At 64.7% G+C, this 20,610-nt stretch carries 19 protein-coding genes; 10 read left to right on the top strand and 9 right to left on the bottom strand.

The window, feature by feature from the left end; translation table 11 throughout:
- Positions 1 to 6: 6 nt before the first annotated feature.
- Positions 7 to 807 (bottom strand): tetratricopeptide repeat protein, encoded by an 801-nt coding sequence (locus RYM47_RS05095; protein WP_315386468.1) that lies wholly within the window; start codon positions 805 to 807, stop codon positions 7 to 9.
- A 199-nt stretch (positions 808 to 1,006) separates the two neighbouring features.
- Here RYM47_RS05095 and RYM47_RS05090 point away from each other — a divergent pair, with 199 nt between their 5' ends.
- A complete protein-coding gene (locus RYM47_RS05090; protein WP_315386467.1) occupies positions 1,007 to 1,279 on the top strand; it encodes a hypothetical protein in 273 nt (90 codons plus the stop codon).
- A 134-nt stretch (positions 1,280 to 1,413) separates the two neighbouring features.
- On the opposite strand, the gene RYM47_RS05085 is transcribed toward RYM47_RS05090, so the two are convergent.
- Positions 1,414 to 2,310 carry an AraC family transcriptional regulator gene (locus RYM47_RS05085; RefSeq protein WP_315386466.1) on the bottom strand — a complete coding sequence of 299 codons (897 nt, stop codon included), beginning with the start codon at positions 2,308 to 2,310 and terminating at the stop codon, positions 1,414 to 1,416.
- A 137-nt stretch (positions 2,311 to 2,447) separates the two neighbouring features.
- On the opposite strand from RYM47_RS05085, the gene RYM47_RS05080 reads away from it, so the two are divergent.
- The 4 genes from RYM47_RS05080 (at position 2,448) to RYM47_RS05065 (ending at position 5,195) form a co-directional block, all read left to right on the top strand.
- Complete coding sequence (locus tag RYM47_RS05080; protein ID WP_315386465.1) at positions 2,448 to 3,191, top strand: SDR family oxidoreductase; 744 nt, start codon at positions 2,448 to 2,450, stop codon at positions 3,189 to 3,191.
- 19 nt (positions 3,192 to 3,210) lie between these two features.
- Complete coding sequence (locus tag RYM47_RS05075; protein ID WP_315386464.1) at positions 3,211 to 3,615, top strand: VOC family protein; 405 nt, start codon at positions 3,211 to 3,213, stop codon at positions 3,613 to 3,615.
- Positions 3,616 to 3,717: 102 nt separating this feature from the next.
- Positions 3,718 to 4,713 (top strand): saccharopine dehydrogenase NADP-binding domain-containing protein, encoded by a 996-nt coding sequence (locus RYM47_RS05070; protein ID WP_315386519.1) that lies wholly within the window; start codon positions 3,718 to 3,720, stop codon positions 4,711 to 4,713.
- An 11-nt stretch (positions 4,714 to 4,724) separates the two neighbouring features.
- Complete coding sequence (locus RYM47_RS05065; protein WP_315386463.1) at positions 4,725 to 5,195, top strand: nuclear transport factor 2 family protein; 471 nt, start codon at positions 4,725 to 4,727, stop codon at positions 5,193 to 5,195.
- Between the two features lie 87 nt (positions 5,196 to 5,282).
- Here RYM47_RS05065 and RYM47_RS05060 read toward each other — a convergent pair whose 3' ends face one another.
- A complete protein-coding gene (locus RYM47_RS05060) occupies positions 5,283 to 6,257 on the bottom strand; it encodes a polysaccharide deacetylase family protein (protein ID WP_315386462.1) in 975 nt (324 codons plus the stop codon).
- 201 nt (positions 6,258 to 6,458) lie between these two features.
- Here RYM47_RS05060 and RYM47_RS05055 point away from each other — a divergent pair, with 201 nt between their 5' ends.
- Both RYM47_RS05055 and RYM47_RS05050 read left to right on the top strand, forming a co-directional pair.
- The gene (locus RYM47_RS05055; protein WP_315386461.1) at positions 6,459 to 9,116 is read left to right on the top strand and encodes an autotransporter outer membrane beta-barrel domain-containing protein; all 2,658 of its coding nucleotides are present in this window, start codon (positions 6,459 to 6,461) and stop codon (positions 9,114 to 9,116) included.
- A 166-nt stretch (positions 9,117 to 9,282) separates the two neighbouring features.
- On the top strand, positions 9,283 to 10,029 hold the full coding sequence (locus RYM47_RS05050; RefSeq protein WP_315386460.1) for a carbonic anhydrase family protein: 747 nt from the start codon (positions 9,283 to 9,285) through the stop codon (positions 10,027 to 10,029).
- A gap of 92 nt (positions 10,030 to 10,121) precedes the next feature.
- On the opposite strand, the gene RYM47_RS05045 is transcribed toward RYM47_RS05050, so the two are convergent.
- The 4 genes from RYM47_RS05045 to RYM47_RS05030 all read right to left on the bottom strand — a co-directional run bounded on the left by RYM47_RS05045 (position 10,122) and on the right by RYM47_RS05030 (position 14,406).
- Complete coding sequence (locus RYM47_RS05045) at positions 10,122 to 11,831, bottom strand: ATP-binding protein (RefSeq protein ID WP_315386459.1); 1,710 nt, start codon at positions 11,829 to 11,831, stop codon at positions 10,122 to 10,124.
- Between the two features lie 143 nt (positions 11,832 to 11,974).
- Positions 11,975 to 13,171, bottom strand: coding sequence for a GAF domain-containing sensor histidine kinase (locus tag RYM47_RS05040; protein WP_315386458.1), 1,197 nt, complete (start codon positions 13,169 to 13,171; stop codon positions 11,975 to 11,977).
- Between the two features lie 124 nt (positions 13,172 to 13,295).
- Positions 13,296 to 13,517 carry a hypothetical protein gene (locus tag RYM47_RS05035; RefSeq protein WP_315386457.1) on the bottom strand — a complete coding sequence of 74 codons (222 nt, stop codon included), beginning with the start codon at positions 13,515 to 13,517 and terminating at the stop codon, positions 13,296 to 13,298.
- A 448-nt stretch (positions 13,518 to 13,965) separates the two neighbouring features.
- Positions 13,966 to 14,406 carry a hypothetical protein gene (locus RYM47_RS05030; RefSeq protein ID WP_315386456.1) on the bottom strand — a complete coding sequence of 147 codons (441 nt, stop codon included), beginning with the start codon at positions 14,404 to 14,406 and terminating at the stop codon, positions 13,966 to 13,968.
- 186 nt (positions 14,407 to 14,592) lie between these two features.
- Between RYM47_RS05030 and RYM47_RS05025 the strand changes: the two genes are divergently transcribed.
- From RYM47_RS05025 to RYM47_RS05015, 3 genes are read left to right on the top strand one after another with little or no spacing between them, the layout of a single operon-like run.
- Complete coding sequence (locus RYM47_RS05025) at positions 14,593 to 15,225, top strand: TetR/AcrR family transcriptional regulator C-terminal domain-containing protein (RefSeq protein WP_315386455.1); 633 nt, start codon at positions 14,593 to 14,595, stop codon at positions 15,223 to 15,225.
- Between the two features lie 42 nt (positions 15,226 to 15,267).
- Positions 15,268 to 16,365, top strand: coding sequence for an efflux RND transporter periplasmic adaptor subunit (locus RYM47_RS05020; RefSeq protein ID WP_315386454.1), 1,098 nt, complete (start codon positions 15,268 to 15,270; stop codon positions 16,363 to 16,365).
- On the top strand, positions 16,362 to 19,427 hold the full coding sequence (locus RYM47_RS05015; RefSeq protein WP_315386453.1) for an efflux RND transporter permease subunit: 3,066 nt from the start codon (positions 16,362 to 16,364) through the stop codon (positions 19,425 to 19,427). Before RYM47_RS05020 ends, RYM47_RS05015 begins: the two co-directional genes overlap by 4 nt.
- A gap of 298 nt (positions 19,428 to 19,725) precedes the next feature.
- On the opposite strand, the gene RYM47_RS05010 is transcribed toward RYM47_RS05015, so the two are convergent.
- Both RYM47_RS05010 and RYM47_RS05005 read right to left on the bottom strand, forming a co-directional pair.
- Positions 19,726 to 20,136 (bottom strand): VOC family protein, encoded by a 411-nt coding sequence (locus tag RYM47_RS05010; RefSeq protein WP_315386452.1) that lies wholly within the window; start codon positions 20,134 to 20,136, stop codon positions 19,726 to 19,728.
- Positions 20,133 to 20,606, bottom strand: coding sequence for an AraC family transcriptional regulator (locus RYM47_RS05005; RefSeq protein WP_315386451.1), 474 nt, complete (start codon positions 20,604 to 20,606; stop codon positions 20,133 to 20,135). Before RYM47_RS05005 ends, RYM47_RS05010 begins: the two co-directional genes overlap by 4 nt.
- Positions 20,607 to 20,610: the final 4 nt, after the last annotated feature.

Raw genomic sequence — 20,610 nt, 5'->3', positions numbered from 1 at the left:
CGACCTTCAGCCCCAAGGCTTCCACCACGGGCGGCGCCTGTCTTTGGAGTCGTCCGATGCCTGGGCGTCCACAGCAATTCTGCCTTCGCGCTTCCGCTTCTCCTCCAGCGTCTCAGCCAGGTAGCGAACGTACACATCCCGATGCTCGGGGAACCGCTGCATCCCCTCCTCAAACACCAGGTGAGCTTCTTCCAATCTGCCCAACCTCAACAAACACTCCCCGCGAGAGAAGAACGCAGTATTCCCATCCGGGTTGACCCGCAGCGAGTCCTCGAAGCCCATCAATGCAGTGGCGTAATCGCCAAATTCCCAATGCAGAAGCGCACGGTTGTCGATGGCCTCGAAGAGCATCGGCAACAGGTCGATGGCTTGGCTATAGGTGTCAATCGCCTCCAGCTTCTTGCCTTCGTCGTCCAGCGCTGACGCGGCCCGGTAGTACGCATTCGCCTGTGCTACAACCGTTTCCACGCTCTGCCCTGTCACCTCCAGATACCGTCCGAAGTCGGTCATTTTCAGGTACTGGGTGAAGCCGGCCAGATCGTCTTCCTCGATGGGCGAGGTGCACAGGATTTCCCAGCCCTCGGCGAACCCGGCCGCGCTGATGGGTCCGTGGTAGCCCGGGTCGTCCGCCGAGCGGAATGACTCCACTGTGGGGGTATGGGAAATGGGCCGGAAAACAAGACACTGCAGGGTGTCGCTCTCGTCCGGCCAGGAATCCACGGCCAGAACTTTTACCGCCATCCAGTCGCCATCCTCACGGCGCGAGACCAGCACGTCGCCCACCGCGAAACTGCGCTTCACTTCCATGCCCGTTGCCCCTGGTACCCGCCCCCCGGCGGAGGTCCCTAGCGTGCGGCCTGCCCCTGCCGCCGGTCAATACAGGTCCGAGCCCTGCGTCTCGGGGAGGAAGCCACGGCCCGAAACCAGCTAAGATTCAAACACGCAGTGCAGCGGCATTAACCGATCAAGCAGTCCGTTCATCAGGTCGCACAAGGAGTGCTCCCAAGTGAAGAAGTCCCAAGTCGACGCAGTGGCTGACGCCATCCTGGAGCCACATTTTCGTAGGCAACAGGCAAGGAGTGAAGAACTCCGTGCCAGGCAGGCCGCGAGTGAAGCGCTGCAAGCGCGGAAGCGCCGGTATGCGCAGTTCGCGTTGGTCGGTGCAGGTATCGGTGGTGGACTTGCGTACTTCGGCGGATCTCAGATGGCCCAGGGATTTGTTTGGGGCGGTGTTGCGGCCAGCGTCGTCGGTTGGCTCGTTGGTCTTCATCGAACCTGACTCGGGGTCGGAAACGGTGTTGCAGACGGGGTCACCGGCATCATGAGGGCTTCTGGCCGTCAGCGGATCCCATCGCTGCATGCTCAGTAAGGTTGCCAGAGCCAAACGTGCAAGCAGACACCTGATAGTGCTTCTTACCCACGCCGGCTGGCGATCATGCGTGCCGCATCCTGCGAAGGTGGCAGGCCAAACGCACGCGCGTACTCGCGGGTGAACTGCGTGGGACTCTCATAGCCGACATCGAGTGCGGCTGCGGTAACGCTTGTTCCTCGCGTCGCCAGAATCTGGCGTGCCTGCAGCAAGCGCAGCTGCTTCTGGTACTGCAGCGGACTCAGTGCGGTGGCGGACTTGAAGTGACGATGGAAGGCCGACTCGCTCATTGCCACCTGTTCGGCCAAGGCGGCGATGCGCAGCGGTTTGGCATAGTCGCTGCGTATGCGCTGAATGGCGCTGCTGATTCGCGCGAGGGCCGAATCCGGCGTGGCCAGCTGCCGCAGCATGCAACCGTGCGGTCCCTGCAGCACGCGGTACAGGATTTCGCGCTCGTAGGCCGGGGCCAGCGCAGGTATCTCGTCGGGGCGCTCCATCAGGCGTAGCATCCGCACCCAGGCGTCCATGAGCTCGGGGGTTACCGCTGCGACATTGAACGCCTCGGTCTGTGACGACGACACGCCGCGTCCGCTGGCCTCGTCAGTAGTGTCGCAGAGCAGTTGGGAGAGGATGCCGGCATCCAGCGTGAGGCTCACTGCCAGGTAGGGCTCGCCCGTTTGGGCGGGATGCACCGCGCCCACCGCCGGCAGGTCGACCGACATGATGAAGTAGGTTGCCGGGTCGTAGTGGAGGGTCTTCTCGCCCACCGTCATCGACTTGCTGCCCTGCAGGATCAGGTTGATCATCGGCTCGTACACGGCGGCCAGCGCATGCTCGGGAATCTCGCCCTGCACCATGGCCACGCGCGGAATCCCGGTGTCGGTACGGCGGTTCTCCGCCTTCGCCGCCAAGCGGCGCAGCTCTTCCAGTGCGTTGTCCATGCAGGCATTGGACACCCCCGGAATCGACCTGACAAGGCGGAAAGCAGGAATAGGCAGGAAACAGGGAGGATCTGGACGGCGTCCCCAGGCGCACCGTCCTAGCCTGTGCATCCACCCTCACCGCACAGGATTCCAGCATGAAGCACGTACTCATCACCGGCGGCAGCCGTGGCATCGGAGCCAGCATCGCCCACAACTGCGCGGAGCAAGGCATGGGTGTCATCCTCACCTACAACGCCCAAGCGGAGGCTGCCCAGCAGGTGGTGGCGCGCATCCAGGAACAAGGCGGCAGCGCGGTTGCACTGCAGCTGGACGTGGGCAGGTGCGACGGGTTCGCGGCATTTGCCAAGCAGCTGGCTGGGACGCTGCAGGATACCTGGGGCGCCAACACGCTCGCCGGGCTGGTCAACAACGCAGGCTTCGGGCTGTTCAATCCCATCGAAACCGTAACCGAGGACCAGTTCGACAGGCTGTACAACGTGCACCTCAAGGGGCCGTTCTTCCTCACCCAGGCGTTGCTGCCATTGCTGGCCACGGGTGCCAGCATCGTCAACATCACCAGCGCTACCGCGCGTGTGGCGACCGCAGGTGTGGCGCCATACGCTGCGTTCAAGGGCGGGCTGGACGTGCTCACCCGCTACATGGCCAAGGAATTCGGCGACAGGCGCATCCGCGTCAATGCAGTAGCACCGGGCGCGATCCGTACCGAGCTCGGTGGCGGACTCAATGATGAGTTCGAAGCACTGCTGGCCTCACAGACTGCATTGGGCAGGGTGGGGGAGCCGGACGACGTCGGCCGCGTCGTAGCGGGGCTTCTGGGCGATGCGTACGGCTGGGTGAATGCGCAGACACTCGAAGTGGCCGGCGGCTACTCCATCTGAACCTCAACGGGAGACCGACATGCTGGACCACATCTTTCTGACAGTCACAGACACCACGCGGTCGATCGACTTCTACACCGCGGCCTTGGCGCCGCTGGGGATCGTCAACCGGCTCGACTACGATGGCCGCGAAGGTCCCCCTGGCCACCCGGACTTGAAGGGCTTCGGTGCGAGGGGGCGGGTGTTCTTCTGGCTGCGGCAGGGCGTGGCGGCAGCACAGGCTGTGCATGTCGGCTTTGTGGCCGACTCCACCGCAATGGTGGATGCCGCCCACGCCGCCGCCATGGCCGCTGGTGCAACCGAAATCCATCCCCCCGGCCCCCAGCTGCATTACGACCCCCGCTACTACGCCGCGCAGGTGCGCGATCCGGATGGCTACAGCCTGGAGTTCGTCTACAAGAGCTGGCAGCACGGGCATGAATGAGGCCGCCGCGTCGCACCCCGTGCAAGCCACGGTGGTGGTCTTATCTCCCGCATTGACGCCGAACTTGAATAGGGCGGCGAGGAACACGCCATGAAAACATTGATGATCTACGGCGCATCCGGCTACACCGGGCGCATGGCTGCAGCGAACGCGAAAGAAGCTGGGCTGAAGCTGGTGGTGGCGGGGCGCGACGAAGCTCCGCTGCAGGCCCTGGCCAAGCGCCTTGGCGTGGAGTACCGCGTGTTCGCGCTGGATGACGCTGGCGATGTGGACAACGGGCTGCGGGACATCACTGTGCTGCTCAACTGCGCTGGTCCGTTCGCGCACACCGCGGGTGCGCTGATGGAGGCCTGCCTGCGTGCGGCCGTCCACTATCTGGATATTGCCGCCGAGCTGGACAGCTACCAGCTGGCTGAGCGCCATGACCTGAGCGCAACCGAGGCCGGGGTGATGTTGATGCCGGGTAGCGGCGGCAGCGTGGCGATGCTTGGCAGCTTGGCCGCGCGTGCCGTTGAACGTGTGCGGTCACCGGTTTCCATCCGTATCGCCCTGCATGTAGCGGGTTCGATGTCGCGCGGATCGGCGCTTAGTGCCAGCCAACACGTAACGGCCCAGTGCCTGATGCGAAAGGATGATGTGCTCACGGAGCATGCGCCGGACGCGCTACGCGACCTCGATTTCGGCACGGGCCCGTTGAGCTGCTTCCCGGTGACACTGCCTGACCTGATCACCATCGCCAAGCAGACCGGGGTTGGCGATATCGAAACCTACGTACACGTATCGGGCAGTGCTTTCCCCGAAGGCGGCATCGATGCACTGCCGGATGGGCCCACCGCGCAGGAGCGCGCCGACAACCGGTACCAGGCAGCAGTAGAGGTGGTCGGCGTAGACGGTGCCATGACTCGTGCGGTGCTGGATACCGTGAACGGCTACATTTTCACGCCCCTGGCCGCGGTCGTGGCCGCTCGCCGTGTGCTGGCAGGAGAGGCGCGCCCAGGATTCCAGACGCCTGTAGGTGTATTCGGCAGCGGCTTTGCGGAGACCATTGCCGACACCCGTATGACCTTCATTGACCCAGCAACCCCCACTCCCCGCTAAGGAATCAACCGATGTCACTGCACGTCAATAGCCCCGACTCCCTTCACGACACACTGGCCGTGGTCGATACGCTTTACCGCTTCGCCGCGGGGATCGACCTGCGCGACCGTGCGCTGCTCTCGTCGGCCTTTACAGAGGACGCCATCTCCGATTTCCGCCCCGCCGGCGCAAAGGCCGGCTTCGAGTACCCGGTGCTGCAGGGGCGGAAAACCATCGTCGAGGCGCTGTCCACGTCACTCAGCGGGCTCGATACCTCCCACTCGTTCAGCAACCCGAGGGTGGTGGTGGACGGCGATACGGCGAGGGTGGATGTGTTGGTTGAAGCGCAGCACGTATCGAGCGTCGACGCAGCACGCCACTACCTGATGAAGAACCGCTATGACGTTGTGTTGGCCCGCCGTAACGCGGGGTGGGAAATCAAGCATGTGATTGTAGACAACGTCTGGAGGACGGGTGATCCCAGCGTGCTTGAGGGAATCTGAGCGAATTGGGCGTTCAATAGTCCGCTTCTGGCCGGACGCGGACGCCGTGAAGGAGGCTGAAGGTGGACCACTCCATGCGGGTGATCCTTACTCCGACTCCTGCCCCGCAAGCTGCATCACCCAGCCAGGCACCATCGGCTCGCCCTGATAGAACGCCTTGGGCATCTTGTCCGCCATGGCCCAGCGCTGGATCCAGGTGATTCCCGCGCCGCCGTTGTACCCCTCGGGGCGCAGGTAGGCCGGATCTTCCATCGCAGTTTCAAGCGTGATGAACCGATACCCGCGTCGCCGCGTGGCGGCGATCAGCTCTTCAATGCTGTCTGCATTGAGCGCATTGGCGTGCATCAGCCATACCTGTGCGGGCAGCCTGCCCAGCAGTTCCTGGGAGCGCTGCTCGTAGTAGTCCAGCTTCCTGAGCATGTAGGGAACATAGCCACGGCGCAGCTGGCGCAGGCGCGCCTCGCGCGCCACCGGATCGGTTTCGGTATCGCGCACCTGGTCATACGCAAACGCCCAGATCCACTCAGCGTTGTCGATGGTGACCGGGGCGATGCGATAGTTGTGCTGCTTCAGGAACTCGGCCAGCTCGGCGCGCGCCTCCGGGGATCTGCCGGCCTGCAGGTACGGGTGACGGAACCAGCGAAGCGTCTGCCCGTTCTCGGCGAGCAGCGGACGCAGGATGACTTCGCCGCGGAGGATGTCCTGCTCGTACACGTCCAGCGGTACCGCGTGCATGGAGACGTGGCTGTAGGTGTGATTGCCCAGCTCGAAGCCGGCGGTGAGCCAGTCGCGAAGCATCTGCATGCGTGCCGGCTGCACCTGTCCATCGATCTCGAGCTTGCTTTCGTTGACGAAGCCCGTAACAGGCACGGCGGTCTGCTTGAGGGCGGCGACCAGGCGGGCGTGCTGGGCGTCGAGCTCCGCCTCGGCGCGTTCACCGAGCCGCTGCCAGGGGAGATCATCGATGGTGAGCGCGATGCGGCGATTGGGCTCTGCAGCGTAACCCAGGCCAGCGATGGCAAGAAGCGCGAAGGCACCACATCGAATCAAACCATTACGCACGCACTACCCCCATAGTCATGTTCGGGGAGTATAGCGTCGAGTAGCTCAGCCCGTGCATCAGGTGCCCAACCCTCGCTGAAGGGGGCGGAATGCCTAGGACTCCTCTTATGTGCCTCGTGGAGGCTACGTCCTAGAGTTCAAACCCGACGGGCGCCAGCCCGACTGTTCTCGCGTCGATACGCGCTCAGGTTGCGAACCCCCATGAAGATGAAAAGATCCATTCTGGCAATGGCGATGCTGACCTCGAGTCAGGCCCACGCCGGCTACTACGAAGTCCCCGGGAACGACACCAGCGATGGTGTCACCAGGCCTAACGCGTTCAGCCTGTATCCCTCAGGTACCCACACTCGACTCACCATAACTAACAATGCTCAAGTGTTTGCGGTGGGGTCCTGCGGTATTCAGTGTCCGCTCGAAGATGATGGGGAAATCAACTACACATGGTCGACGTTCGTCGACACCACCGTCGAGAACGGTGGTCAGATGTTTGTGAACTCCATTGCCAAGGGCAGCACAATCAACAGCGGCGGTTTGCAGGTGGTCAGCGGAGTTCCCATCTTCGTGTCCCACAATCCACCAGGGATTCCGGGCATCACATACGCCAGCACCGTCAACAGCGGTGGCGTGCAGATACTCGAAGATGGTGGTCGAAGTGAGGGAACCACCATCAACGCCGGTGGAAGGCAGTTCGTCGAGAGCGGTAGTCGAAGTCAGGGAACCATCATCAACTCCGGTGGCTTCTCGGACGTCCGGTACGGCGGGCAAGCGTTCGACAGCACCGTCAATGACGGTGGGTATCAGATCGTCGCTAACGATGCTCAGAGTTGGGGCACCATCATCAACGCCGGTGGCATTGAGTACGTTCAAGGTGGGAGCACTTCACACGGTGCGAGCGCCGGTGCGGGTGGGATGCAGTGGGTGTACACAGGCGGAATGACCGAAGCTACCGTCGTGGCTGCCGACGGCCTGCTGCGCGTGGAAGACCAGGGCTCGGTTGCTAGCGACAGCGTCGTTGAGGCTGGCGGTACTTTGGAAGCGCGTCGGGCCGGCCAAACGCTCAACACGTTCGTTGATGGCATTGATGCATTGGAAGTGGTCTCTACCAATGCATCTGCAACGGGTACCACACTGCAGAATGGTGGACTCCAGCACGTCAAGGCAGGAGGTCTGGCAAACAGCTCGGTGGTACTTGCCGGCGGCATGCTCGACGTGAGCGAGGACGGCACGGTGGTCGATGCCACCGTAATGTCAGGTGGACAGGCCCGTTTCGACAATGGAGCATTCGCAGCCGGTTCAACCACGGTCAGTGGCGATGGACGGGTGACTATGCTGGCAGGTGCGCAGGTTGAAGCCCTGCGCCTGCAGGACGCCAACAGCACGCTCACAGCGGAGATCGGTTCTGATCCGCAGCACCGCCTCTTTGCCCTCGACAGTCTGCATAACGACGGGCGTGTCCAATTCAACAACGCGATCGACACCAACGGCTACGGAACGCTTGAAGTGCGCAGCCTCACCGGCTCGGGCACGTTTGCAATGCGCGTGGCTGGAATGGATGGCGACTTCCTGTCCGTCACCGATCGCGTAGAGGGCAATTTCAGCGTGCAGGTGCAGGACAGTGGCCACGACCTGCAGGGCGCAGCCAGCGACGGCTACCATCTTATCCATGCCGCAGGCAGCTCGGCGGACAGCTTCGCCCTGGTCAATGGTGCGGTCGACCTGGGCGCCTATAAGTACCACCTGGTGCAGGAAGGCGGCGACGACTGGGTCCTCTCGGTGATGTCGGCGGAGGTCGTGCCGGAGCCGGAGCCCGAGGTCACGCCGGAGCCGGCACCCGAGGTCACTCCGGAGCCGGAGCCCGAAACGACACCGGAGCCGGAACCCGAGATCCCGACGGAGCCGGAAATGCTGCCTGAGCCGCAGCCCGAACCCGTCCCTACGCCCAAGCCGGAACTGTCCAACAGTGCAAAGGCCGTGGTTTCGATGGCAAATGCGCTTCCCAGCGTGTGGGACGCTGAGCTGTCCACCTTGAAAACCAGAATGGGAGAACTGCGCGGTGCAGACGCCCGCGATGGCGTCTGGGGCAAGTATGTGAGCAGCCGCTATGACGTGGATAACGCGACGGTGAACTACCGTCAACGCATGGATGGCGTCGTTGTCGGCGGCGACCGCGTCATCGAGAGCGGTGATGCGCGCTGGCATCTGGGCGTGCTGGGCTCCTACACCCAATCGGACCTGGATCATGCGAGCAGCGGCGGTGGCAGCATCGACAGCTATTCGGCAGGCGCTTACGCCACGTACCTCAACCCGCAAGGCTATTACGTAGATGCGGTGCTGAAGGCGTACCGATTCAAGGGTGAGAACGATGTCCGCAGCCAGGATGGCAGCGCCGTGTTCGGTGACTTGCGGACTTCCGGCCGTGCGCTGTCGGTCGAACTGGGCCGACGTATTGAAAAGGGGACATGGTTCGTGGAGCCGTACGCGATGCTGTCCACGTTCGAGGCCGCCGGGACAACCTACTCGCTGTCCAATGGTCTGAAGGCACGCCAAGGGTCTGCTGCGTCGCTGCAAGGCGAAGTCGGCGCGACGTATGGACGTCGTATCGCGCTGAAGAACGACATGCAGATCAGCCCGTACCTGCGATTGGCGGTTGGCCACGAGTTCGAGGACGACAACATCGTAACGATCAACGATGGCGCGGTGTTCACCAACAACATGTCGGGCACAAAGGCCAGGGTCGGCGCCGGCATGACAGCGCGCTTGAGCGGGAAGCTTGATGCGTTCGCTGAGGTGACGTACGTCAACGGAAAGCAGGTTGAGGTGCCCTACAACGCCAACGTTGGCGTGCGCCTGCGCTTCTAGGCTTCGCATTGTAGTGAATCACTACGGCCAGCTCGTCCTCCTGGATGAGTGCGGGCTGGATGGCGGCGGGCTGATGCAGGTGCCAGCGGCGCTGTAGAAGTTGAAGGACGGACGCGTGGGACAGGAATCCCGGAAATGCACTGAATACCATCGATGGAGGACTTTCATGTCTGCTTGCAATTGCAGTTCCAATGGCGACGCCGGCCGTCGCCTGTTTTTGAAGACCGGATTGAGCCTTGCAGCGCTGGGTGGCGTTGCATTTTCTGGCGCATCAAGTGCTCTCTCTCTCGGTGCGATCAGTTTGACACGGCAGACCCGCGACAGCCTGACGCCAGATCAGATTGTCGATCTGTTGATGAAGGGCAATGAGCGGTTCCGGCTCGGCAAGCCCAAGGGTCACCAATACCTGGAGCAGAAGAAGGCCACCGCGGCAGGTCAGTATCCCGCCGCGATGATCCTGAGTTGCATTGATTCACGTGCGCCCGCAGAGATCATTCTTGATGCGGGTATCGGCGAAGTCTTCAACGCGCGCGTCGCAGGGAACATCATCAACGAAGACATGCTCGGAAGCATGGAGTTCGCGTGTGAGCTGGCGGGAGCCAAGGTGGTGCTTGTACTGGGCCACACCGCTTGCGGAGCCGTCAAGGGCGCCATCGATGGCGCCGAGCTCGAGAATCTTACGGGCCTCCTGCAGAAGATCGAGCCTGCGGTCGCGGCGACGCGTTACGAAGGCGAAAGGACGAGCCGAAACGCAGCGTTCGTGGATGAAGTGGCGCGGACGAATGTTCGGATGACGATCAACGATATTCGTCAATCCAGTCGCACGCTCTCGGCACTGGAGGAACGCGGTTCCATCAAGCTCGTAGGCGGTCTCTACCATTTGGCGGGTGGCCGGGTCGAGCTCCTGGACTAGCCCGGACTCTAAGACCGCTGCCCGCTGAGAGACCGGCTGTTACGGCCGGTCTCCGCCAGTGGTGTTCGCCAGGTCCGGTCCGTAGGTCATGATCAGGACAGGGTCCGCCACACCTCGTCGGCCGGGTCACCCTTCACGGCCAAGCGCGTCGCTGCCGCCGGCGGCCTGATAGCCGCAGCCAGATCCCCCAGCGTATAAGGCTTCCGCAGCAGCGCGAAGCCATGGTCGGTCTCACGCGCCAGCAGCTCGCTGTAGCCGCTGGTCAGCACCACATGCAGATCGGGGTAAAGCGCGCGCAGTGTCTTGGCCAGCTCCAGACCGCTGATGCCCGGCATCACCACATCGGAGAACACCACGTGGTAGCGCGCATGGTTCCGTTCCAGCTCAGCCAGCGCATCGTCCCCGTTGCGCGCCAGGCACACACCACATCCCAGTTCCCGCAGTGCGGACACCGCGAACTCGGCAACGTCCACGTTGTCCTCCACGACCAGCACGTTCAATCCCCGGGCGTCCTGTAGCGATTGCGTTCCCGAAGCGCCGTCGGAAGCGATCTCCTGGTTCGTCAGCGGCAGGTAAAGCACGAACGTGCTGCCTTCGCCCACGGTGCTGGTCACATCCACCTCGCCTTCCGACTGCTTGACGAAGCCGAATACCTGGCTCAGGCCCAGCCCGGTCCCTTGGCCCACGCCTTTGGTGGTGAAAAAGGGATCGAAGACCTGGCTCATCACTCCCTCTTCGATGCCACACCCGTCGTCGCTGACCGACACCGCAGCGAAAGCGCCTTTCAACGGCGCGGCGAACCGCACCGAAGGCATCGCCTCGACCCTGCGCACGCAGATGCGGATGGTGCCGTGCTGCGGGATGGCGTCGCGCGCATTCACCGCGAGGTTGATCAGCGCCGTGTCCAGCTGTGTCTTGTCCAGCAGGACATGCAGTGGTTCGTCCGGAAGATCCAGCTCCAGCCCGACCCGGCCGCCCAGCAGGGTGCGGATGATATCGCCCAACCCCTGCACGCCCTTGCCGAGGTCGAACACTTCCGGTGAAAGCGTCTGCCTGCGCGAGAATGAAAGCAGGTGCGACACCAGGCTGGTCGCGCGGTCGGCCGCCGCACCGATGGCCTCGATGTGCCCTCGCTGCCGCTCGTCGCGCGGTATCCCATGGCGAAGCATGTCCACCGAGCCGCTGATGACCTGCAGCAGGTTGTTGAAATCGTGCGCCACCCCTCCGGTCAACTGGCCGATCGCCTCCAGCTTCTGCGACTGGCGCAGCTGCTCGCGCGCCCTGACCAGTTCGGCATGGGCCTGCCGCGCTTCCTCGCTGATGGCCTCCACCTGCCGCGAATGCTCGTTGCGCTCGGAGACGAACTCGGTCTGGTCGCTGACCACGCACAGGATGCCGCCCACGCTGCCATCGGCGACGCGGATGGGCGAGTATGAGAAGGTCCAGAAGGTCTCGCGGCGGGTGCCGTCACGGTCCATGAAGACGCGCAGGTTGCGGAAGCTGCGGTGGGTACCGGCCATGGCGTCGGCGATGGCCCCGCCCAGTTCGTCCCATACGTCGTGCCAGACGATCCTGACCGGGGTGCCCATCGCGCCGGACAGCTTGTTGCCCATCCAGGGCACGAAGGCATCGTTGAAGTAGAACAGGTTGTCCGGACCCCACGAGATCCAGAGGGGCTCGGGACAGTCCAGCATCATCGTCAGTACGGTACGAAGCTCGGGCGGCGCCGCCTCGGCCAAACCTGCATGGACCCAGTCACTGTCCTGCAGAAGACGATAGGCCTGGGAGTCGGGTGAGGACACCGGTAAATCGCAATGCCGCATGTGAAAGCCTGTTGATCGCGTCCTCACAGGGTAAGCGGAACAGGTGGAGATTGCGTGACGGGGACCGTGCTTCGCTGCATGTTGCTATTGCTGCAGTCCCACAGTCCGCTCAACCGACTCCGCTAGACCAGTTCTGCCCTGGGCATCTGGAATGTGAACATCGTTCCCAGGCTCTCGCTGGACGCCACGTCCAACGTCCCGCCGTGAGACCGCGCGATCTCCGCCGCGATGTAGATGCCCAGCCCGAGACCGGGACGCGGGCGCTCCCCCTTCTCGCGCGAGAACGGGCTGAAGATGGCGTCCAACCTGCTCGATGGAATGTGTCCCGCGTTGTGTACATCCAGCACAAGCCGCTCGGCGCCGGAGTGAACGTTCAGCGTGACCGGCGTTGAGCGTTCGCCGTGCTCGGCTGCATTGGTCAGCAGGTTGGCCAGGAGCTGTGCCAGCCGGATCGGGTCGCATACCACGCCGCCTTCAATCTGCATCTGAACACTGATGTCCTGACGACCAGTGGCAATCGCGACCTCCTCTACCACCCGTCGCAGGTCAGCTTCCAGCGCATTGGTGGCCTGCAGCGAAATGGGAATCCCGCCACCCAGCCGACCCCGGGCGAAATCAAGCACATCGTTGATCAACCCATCCATTCGGGTTACGCCAGAGGCGATATGCGAAAGCATGCGCTGCTGGCGTTCGGAATTCGAGTCAAGCTCCAGCGTATCCGCTGCGATGCTGATCGCCTGCAGCGGGCTGCGCAGGTCGTGCCCCAGCACGGCAATGAACTGATCGCGCAGGTCGGCGACGCGCTGCGCATCGGAGAGCGCTGTCTCTGCTTCCTGCAGGCGATCTTCCTTGTCGAGGTAGTTTCCGACCAGCTCGGCAAGCAGCTCCATCGAGCGTTGAATGTGGGCCACGTCGAAGTCGGCCGGGGCCGAGTCGATGGCGCACAGGGTGCCGAAAAAGCTGCCGTCGGGCCGATGGATGGGAACGGACGCGTAGCTCTCCAGACCGTAGATCCGTGGCGTGTGATGCGTGGCATACAGCGGGTGCTGGCTCGCATGCGCAAACACGACCGACGTCGCCGACTGCCTGATCTCATCGCAGATGGTCGTCTCGAGCACCAGCTGGCCGCCGGGAACGAGCCCGAACCCCAACGTGTCGAAGGTGGCGCACGCCGTCCAGGTGGTCTCGGTCACACGGGCAATGGCGGTGAATCGCGAGCCGGTGATGTGGGCAACGGTTTCGAGGATTCGCGGCACTGCCTGGATTCGACCAATCTCAGCGATGTCGTTCAGTAGATCGGGGTCGGTCAGGGTCTGCATGCGTCAGGGGTCAAGGCGGTGGCGCATCATCCCATGGAACGCGTGTGAAGGTCGGGTTCCATCCAGTCCCTGCCAACTGTCGTCTGGGTGACCGACCCCGCCGCAGCGGGGCCGGGCTGCCAGGTTATCCGGCGCTCCCGCACGAACCGCATGCCACGCAGAGGTCTATCGACTTGGGATCGTCGGCCATCGAGATGTAGCTGCTGATCATCTGCCGCAGCAGCAGGGATGGGTTCTGGTTCAAACGCCACGCGGCGAGGCGGAACTGATAGAGCACTACCGGGCTCAGCTCCACCTTGATCGCAACGCGCCGGTTCACCGCGCACAGGATGCCTTCGAGGTTCACATCAGGCTCCCGTTCGGGCAGATGGGTAGCCGGTCCGCTTCCACCATGGTGTGGTGGATCTGGCGTTCGAGGGTGCGGGGTACGCCCGGGCATCGGTAGGGTCGGTCGACAGACGACCGCCGATAACAATGAGCGGCGCGGCGAACGCATGAACCTGCAACGAAGACATGAATTGGTGGCGGCAGGTTCTCGGTTTTGGATTAGAACGGTTCACCGAATCAGAAGCCAGGTACCTCATCCGGCGCTCGAATGCTGACCGAGTCCGAGCAGAAATCCTTGCGCGACTTTGCGAAGAGAACGTTGGATGCGCTTAAGCAAAAGCGTGCGGAAGATCGTCTGTCCAGCTCTGGTAGTTCGAAGAAGTAGGTTGCTCGAACAGTGCCAGCCCAGTTGGGGTCATGCGTCCCAGCATCGATCACATGTATCGGCAGTCGTCTGTCGACCGACTCTACCGGCGTAGCGCGTCGGTTGTCCTTGGCAGTTCACCCTTCAGCCTGGCTTCGTCGCCGTTGACGCTCACTTTCGTTACATCTGCAGGCACGCCTGACACCAGAAACCGCGCGCGGTATTCGCAGATGCAGGCGGCCATGTCGCCGCCGCTGCTGCTCAGGGTGTAGTCCAGCTCCAGCGTGTTGCCGTCCACGTGGGCCTTGCCGTTGCTGCCCTGGTCGTAGCCGCAGCTGCCGGGATTTCGGACCAGGAAGGTGGCGGCGTCGCGGGTGCCGCTGGACGTAACCTCTGGTTCGTATCTGTCCTCGTTCCAGTCGCCTGCGCAGCCGAGGTACTCGAATTCGGTGAGCAGGCCGGTACCTGTCTCGGTGCCGTAGCCGCACCCGGTGACAGCCAGGGCGAGAGCGATTCCGAGGACTTCGGGAGCTGGCCGTTTCATGAGGGCAGGTACCTTTCCATGCGCGCGTCCTTGCAAACCTGTTCCATTCAGGTGGAAGCGAGCGTGCCTTGCGCGGCGGACCGGCGTCAACACAAGCGTGCCCCGGTTTGGAACCGCTGCCCCGGTTGCATCCCCCAACCTAACACTGTTAGATTCGCCCCCTAACAACGTTAGGTATCCCCCCCAGTGCGCCAACCCATCGCCCGGGACAACATCGTCGCGGCCGCCTTCAAGCTTCTCGACGAAGCTGGCATGGAGGGCGTGACCCTGCGCAAGGTGGCCTGCACCCTCGGTATCCGGGCGCCGTCGCTGTACTGGCACTTCAAGAGCAAGCAGGCGCTGGTGGATGCCATGGCCGACGCGATGATCGTGGACGTGGCCCGGGACATTCCCGAGGGCCAGCCCTGGCGGCAGACCCTGCTGCAGATCGCGCGCGAGTTCCGCACCGCGTTCAAGGCCCGCCGCGATGGCGCTCGGGTCTACGCCGGCACGTTCCTGGCCACCGAGAACGTGCTGCGGGTGGGCGAAGCCAGCATTGCCGCGCTGGTCGGTGCCGGGGCTTCGGTCCGGCTGGCCGCGACCGCGCCGATGGACCTGGTGTACTACACGATGGGCTTTGTCATCGAAGAACAGTCGTGGCCGGGCGACGGCAGCATGGAGGCGCTCGGCGAGTCCTTCATGGCGCTGGCCGAGGCGCGCTTCCCGCATTGCTGGAGCGCGCGCGAGGTCTGGAGCGAGGTCGACTTCGACACGCGCTTCGAACAGGGCCTGGGCCTGCTGCTGGACGGCATCGAACAGCGCCTGGCCCGCGCCGCCTGACATTTTTCCCTAGTAACGCAGTTCCGACACGGAAGCTCACTGATGCGCGCCTCTCTTTTCCGCTGCACTTCCCTCCTGCTGGTGGCCGCGTTGCTCGCCGCCTGCGGCAACAAAGACGACAAGGCCGCCGCCGACGCCGCTGCCAGCTCTGCCCTGCCGGTATCCCTGGCCGCTGTGCAGCAGCAGACCATGGCGCGCACGGTGCTGGTCTCCGGCCCGGTCTCCGCCTACGAGGAAATGCAGCTGGGCGTGGAAATCAGCGGCCAGCGCGTGACCGCGCTGCCGGTGGACGTGGGCCAATGGGTGAAGAAGGGCCAGGTCCTGCTGCAGCTGGACCACCGCACCTTGGACAGCGAACTGGCACAGGCCGATGCCTCGCTCAAGCAGGCGCAGGCGGCCCAGGAACTGGCGCGCCTGAACTACCAGCGCAGCGAGAAGCTGGCGGCGCAGAAGCTGATCAGCGAAAGCAGCCTGGATGAGCTGCGCGCCAACCGCATCAATGCCGAAGCGCAGACCGCCACCGCCCGCGCTTCGCGTGACGCGGCGCAGCTGCGCCGCGACTTCGCCGACCTGCGTGCGCCGGCCGATGGACTGATCTCCAAGCGCCTGGTGCAGCCCGGCCAGGTGGTCCAGGCCGGTACCGAACTGCTGCGCCTGATCCGCGACGGTCGCCTGGAATGGCGCGCCGAGCTGCCCGAAGACCAGCTCACCGGCGTGGCCGTGGGCAACACGGTGGAGCTGCCCTACGCGGACGCCGTGGTCACCGGCCGCATCCGTGCGGTCACCCCGGGCGTGGACGCACAGACCCGCACCGGGACGATCTTCGCCGACCTGCCCGAGCCGGGCACGCTCAAGCCGGGCGTGTACGTGGAAGGCCGTATCGTCATCGGCGAAGGTCCGGCGCTGACCGTGCCGACCGCCGCCATCGTGCAGCGCGATGGCCACAGCTACGTGTTCACGGTGAACGACAAGCAGCAGGCCGCGCGCCTGCGCGTGCGCACCGGCCAGGCCGTGCAGGGCCGCACCGCGATCCTGGAAGGGCTCAAGGCGGGCGACCGCGTGGTGGTGGAAGGCGCCGGCTTCCTCGGCGAGGGCGACCGCGTGCGCGTGGTGGCTGACGCGAAGGCCAGCGCCAAATGAATATCTCCGCCTGGGCGATCAAGCGCCCGTTGCCTGCGCTGCTGATCTTCTTCGTGTTGTGCGTGGCCGGCCTGTGGGGTTTCTACCAGCTGCCGGTGGCGCGCTTCCCGGACATCGCCTTCCCGATGACCACGGTCACCGTGACCCAGCCGGGCGCTTCGCCCAGCCAGCTGGAAGCGGAAGTCACCCGCAAGGTGGAGGACTCGGTCGCCACGGTGAACAACGTCAAGCGCGTGATCTCCTCGGTCAGCGAAGGCGTCAGCACCACCACCATCGAATTCCAGCTGGAAGCGGATCTTGCCACCGCGCTGGATGACACGCGCGACGCGGTCACCCGCATCCGCACCGACCTGCCGCAGGACATCCAGGAACCGGTGATCTCAAAGGTGGACATCGGCGGCTCGCTGATGACCTATGCGCTGGTCGCGCCCCACATGACCCCCGACGAAGCCAGCTGGTTCGTCGACCGCGACATCTCGCGCGCGATGTACGGCGTGCCGGGCGTGGCGCGGGTTACCCGGGTCGGTGGCGTGCAGCGCCAGGTGCGCGTGGACCTCGACCCGAACGCGTTGATCGCGATGGGTATTACCGCTGGCGATGTCTCGCAGCAGCTGGCGCGCATCCAGGTCGAGCGTGCCGGTGGCAAGGCCGAGATCGAAGGCGCGCAGCAGACCATCCGCACGCTGGGAACGGTCGGTGATGCGCAGCAGCTGCGCGACTACTCCATTGCACTGCCGGATGGCCGCGCGGTGCGCCTGTCCACGCTGGCCACGATCACCGACGCCGCCGCCGACCCGACCGAAGCGGCGCTGCTGGACGGCGAAAAGGTCGTGGCGTTCTCGATGTCGCGCACGCGCGGCTCCAGTGAAGTGAAGGTGGAAGCCGGCGTGCATGCCGCGCTGGACAAGATCAAGGCCGAGCACCCGGGCATCGACTTCCGGCTGGTCACCACCGCCATCGATGAAACCCACCGCTCCTACGACTCGTCGATGACGATGCTGTGGGAGGGCGCATTGCTGGCGCTGCTGGTGGTGTGGCTGTTCCTGCGCGACTGGCGCGCGACCTGGGTGTCCGCGCTGGCGTTGCCGCTGTCGATCATTCCCACGTTCGCGGTGATGTACTTCTTCGGCTTTACGCTGAACATCATCACGCTGCTGGCGTTGTCGGTGGTGGTCGGCATCCTGGTCGACGATGCCATCGTGGAAATCGAAAACATCGTGCGCCACCTGCGCATGGGCAAGCCGCCGCTGGAAGCCGCACGTGAGGCGGCCGGTGAGATCGGCAACGCGGTGATCGCCACCTCGCTGACCCTGGCGGCAGTGTTCGTGCCGGTGGCATTCATGCCCGGCATCGCCGGCAAGTTCTTCCGCGAGTTCGGCTGGACCGCGGCTACGGCCGTGCTGTTCTCACTGCTGGTGGCGCGCCTGCTTACCCCGATGATGGCGGCGTACCTGCTCAAGCCGCATGGCGAAGAGAAGCCCGAGTCGAAGTTGATGACCTGGTATCTCGGCTGGGTAGACAGGGCGCTGCGCTACCGGGGCCGCACGTTGTGGCTCGCTACCGGCCTGTTCGTGGCCTCGCTGGCGCTGGTGCCGCTGATCCCGGCCACCTTCATTCCGCAGTCGGACCTGGGCCGCAGCAACCTCAACCTGGAACTGCCGCCGGGCACCCGCCTGCAGGAAACCGTGGACGTGGCCGAGCGTGCGCGCGCGCTGCTCAAGGACATGCCGGAGTTGAAGCAGGTCTATACCGCCGTGGGCGCCGTACTCGACCTGGGCGACCCCAGCGCCACCGGCGTGGGCGAACCGCGCAAGGCCACGCTGATCCTCGACTGGGGCGTGGCCGATGACCGCGACCGCGACCAGCGCGCGCTGGAACGCGACGCGCGCGCGCGGCTGGCCAACCTGCCCGGCGTGCGCGTGAGCTATGTGAGCTCCGAACCGGGCAACCTGCTGCAGCTGGTGCTGTCCGGCGATGACCCGCAGCGCCTGCAGGAGGCCTCCACCGCACTGGAGCGCGACCTGCGCGGCATCCAGGGCCTGGGCAGCGTGACCTCTACCGCCTCGCTGCTGCGCCCGGAACTGCAGATCGTGCCGAACGCGGCGCGTGCAGCGGACCTGGGCGTGGCGACGCAGGACATTGCCGAAGCGGCGCGCATCGCCACGGCCGGCGACTACGAACAGCGCCTGGCCAAGCTCAACCTGCCAGACCGTCAGGTGCCGATCCGCGTGGGCTTTGCCGAAGCCGACCTGGCCAACCCGGCGCTGATCGGCCAGCTGCGCGTGCCCGGCCGCGATGGCCCGGTGCCGCTTGCGGCCGTGGCCGAGATCCGCCAGGGCAGTGGCCCGTCGCAGATCTCGCGCTACCAGCGCCAGCGCAACGTGACCCTCACCGCCGAGCTCAACGGTCGCCCGCTGGGCGATGTGATGACCGAAGTGCAGGCGCTGCCCAGCGTGAAGCAGTTGCCACCGGGCGTGACCTTCCTCAACACTGGCGACGCCGAAGTGTTCGTGGAGTTGTTCATCGGTTTCATGCTGGCGATGGCTGCGGGGTTGATCTGCATCTACATGGTGCTGTTGCTGCTGTTCAACCATGCCCTGATGCCGGTGACCATCCTGGCGGCGGTGCCGCTGTGTGCGGGTGGTGCGTTCGGTGCGCTGCTGATCACCCAGAACATGCTTTCGCTGCCGGCGTTGATCGGGTTGCTGATGCTGATCGGCATCGCCACCAAGAACTCCATCCTGCTGGTGGACTACGCGGTGATGGCGGAGGACGAGCAGGGTATGAGCCAGCACGACGCACTGATTGACGCGTGCCGCAAGCGTGCCCAGCCGATCATCATGACCACGCTCGCCATGGGCGCGGGCATGATGCCCATCGCGCTGGGCTTCGCCGGCGACTCCAGCTTCCGCGCCCCGATGGCGATTGCGGTGATCGGCGGCCTGATCACCTCCACCCTGCTCAGCCTGATCGTGATCCCGGCCGCGTTTACCGTGATGGATGACCTGGGCGAATGGATGTCGAAGAAGTTCCGCCACAAGTCCACGCACAAGACCGCGTAACCCGCGGTCGGCGTGGCGCGAGACGCGGCGCCGGTGCGCGGTGCATGGTGCACGGCGCGCCACGCACCGCCGACCGTCCACGGCACGCGCGACGCCGCGGTAGGGTCGGTTCCCAAACGACCGCCGATAGCGGTGCGACGTTCTGTAACGCATGACCATCGGCGGAACAAAAGCCGTCTCCGGCAGAGGTCATGCCCCACCGCACGCGGGCAACCCGCGTGCGGTCGATCGGATGCGACCCTACCGCCGGTGACGGTAACCGTTGCGCGCGTCGTCGGCACCGCCGACATCCTGGATCTCACCGCGCCGCGCGCTGGATCAACTTCCACCCATTACCGGACGGATCCCGGAACCCCGCATCCACCGTCCCGTAACGCTCGGTCGGCTCCTGGTTGAACTCCACCCCGGCCGCCGACCAGCGCTCATACGTGGCCTGGCAGTCGTCAACAGTAAGCACCAGCGGCGGCATCGCACCCTTGGCAACCAAGGCATTCAACGCCTGCGCCGTAGCCGCGTCATGCACCGGCGGGCCCGGGCGGAACAGACCCAGCTGGAACCCCGGCTGGTCCGGGTGCTGCACGGTCAGCCAGCGGTAGTCGCCATTTCCGGCGTCGGTGTGCACGCTGAAACCCAGCTTGCCTACGTAGAACGCCAGCGCTTCTTCCTGGTCGCGTACATACAGGCCGACCACTTCAATGCCCTGCTTCATGGAACCTCCGGTGTTGTGGGTAGGCCCTTTTTACGCCCCCCGCCGCCCGACCGCTTCTCCAAAACTGAGGTATTGAGGTCCGGCCGGCTGGCGGCGCGGGCGATGCACTCCGGCGCCGGCGCGGCAGTACCCGGCAGCAGGCTGGCACGCAGCTCGCCAGGGCTCTGCCCGGTGATGTCGCGGAAGATCCGGCCAAAGGTGCCCAGGCTGCTCCAGCCGGTCTGCAGCGCGATCTCGGTGATCGGCAGGTCGGTGTCGCGGCACAGCGCCACCGCGCGTTCGATGCGCCGGGTGAGCAGGTAGCGGTGCGGCGGCAGCCCGAACGCCTGCCGGAACTGCCGCGCGAAATAGGCCTCGGATACCGCGCTGACCTGCGCCAGCCGCGCCACCGGCCACGCCTCATGCGGGGCGCGGTCCATGTGGTCCTTGGCCCGGAGCAGCCGGCGCAGCAGTTCGGGGGTCGGGTTCATGCCG

The organism is uncultured Stenotrophomonas sp., assembly GCF_963519125.1.
In the GTDB taxonomy this organism is placed as follows: Bacteria; Pseudomonadota; Gammaproteobacteria; order Xanthomonadales; family Xanthomonadaceae; genus Stenotrophomonas.
The sequence above is the reverse complement of the archived record's forward strand: the minus strand, read 5'-3'. Positions and strand labels throughout refer to the sequence as shown.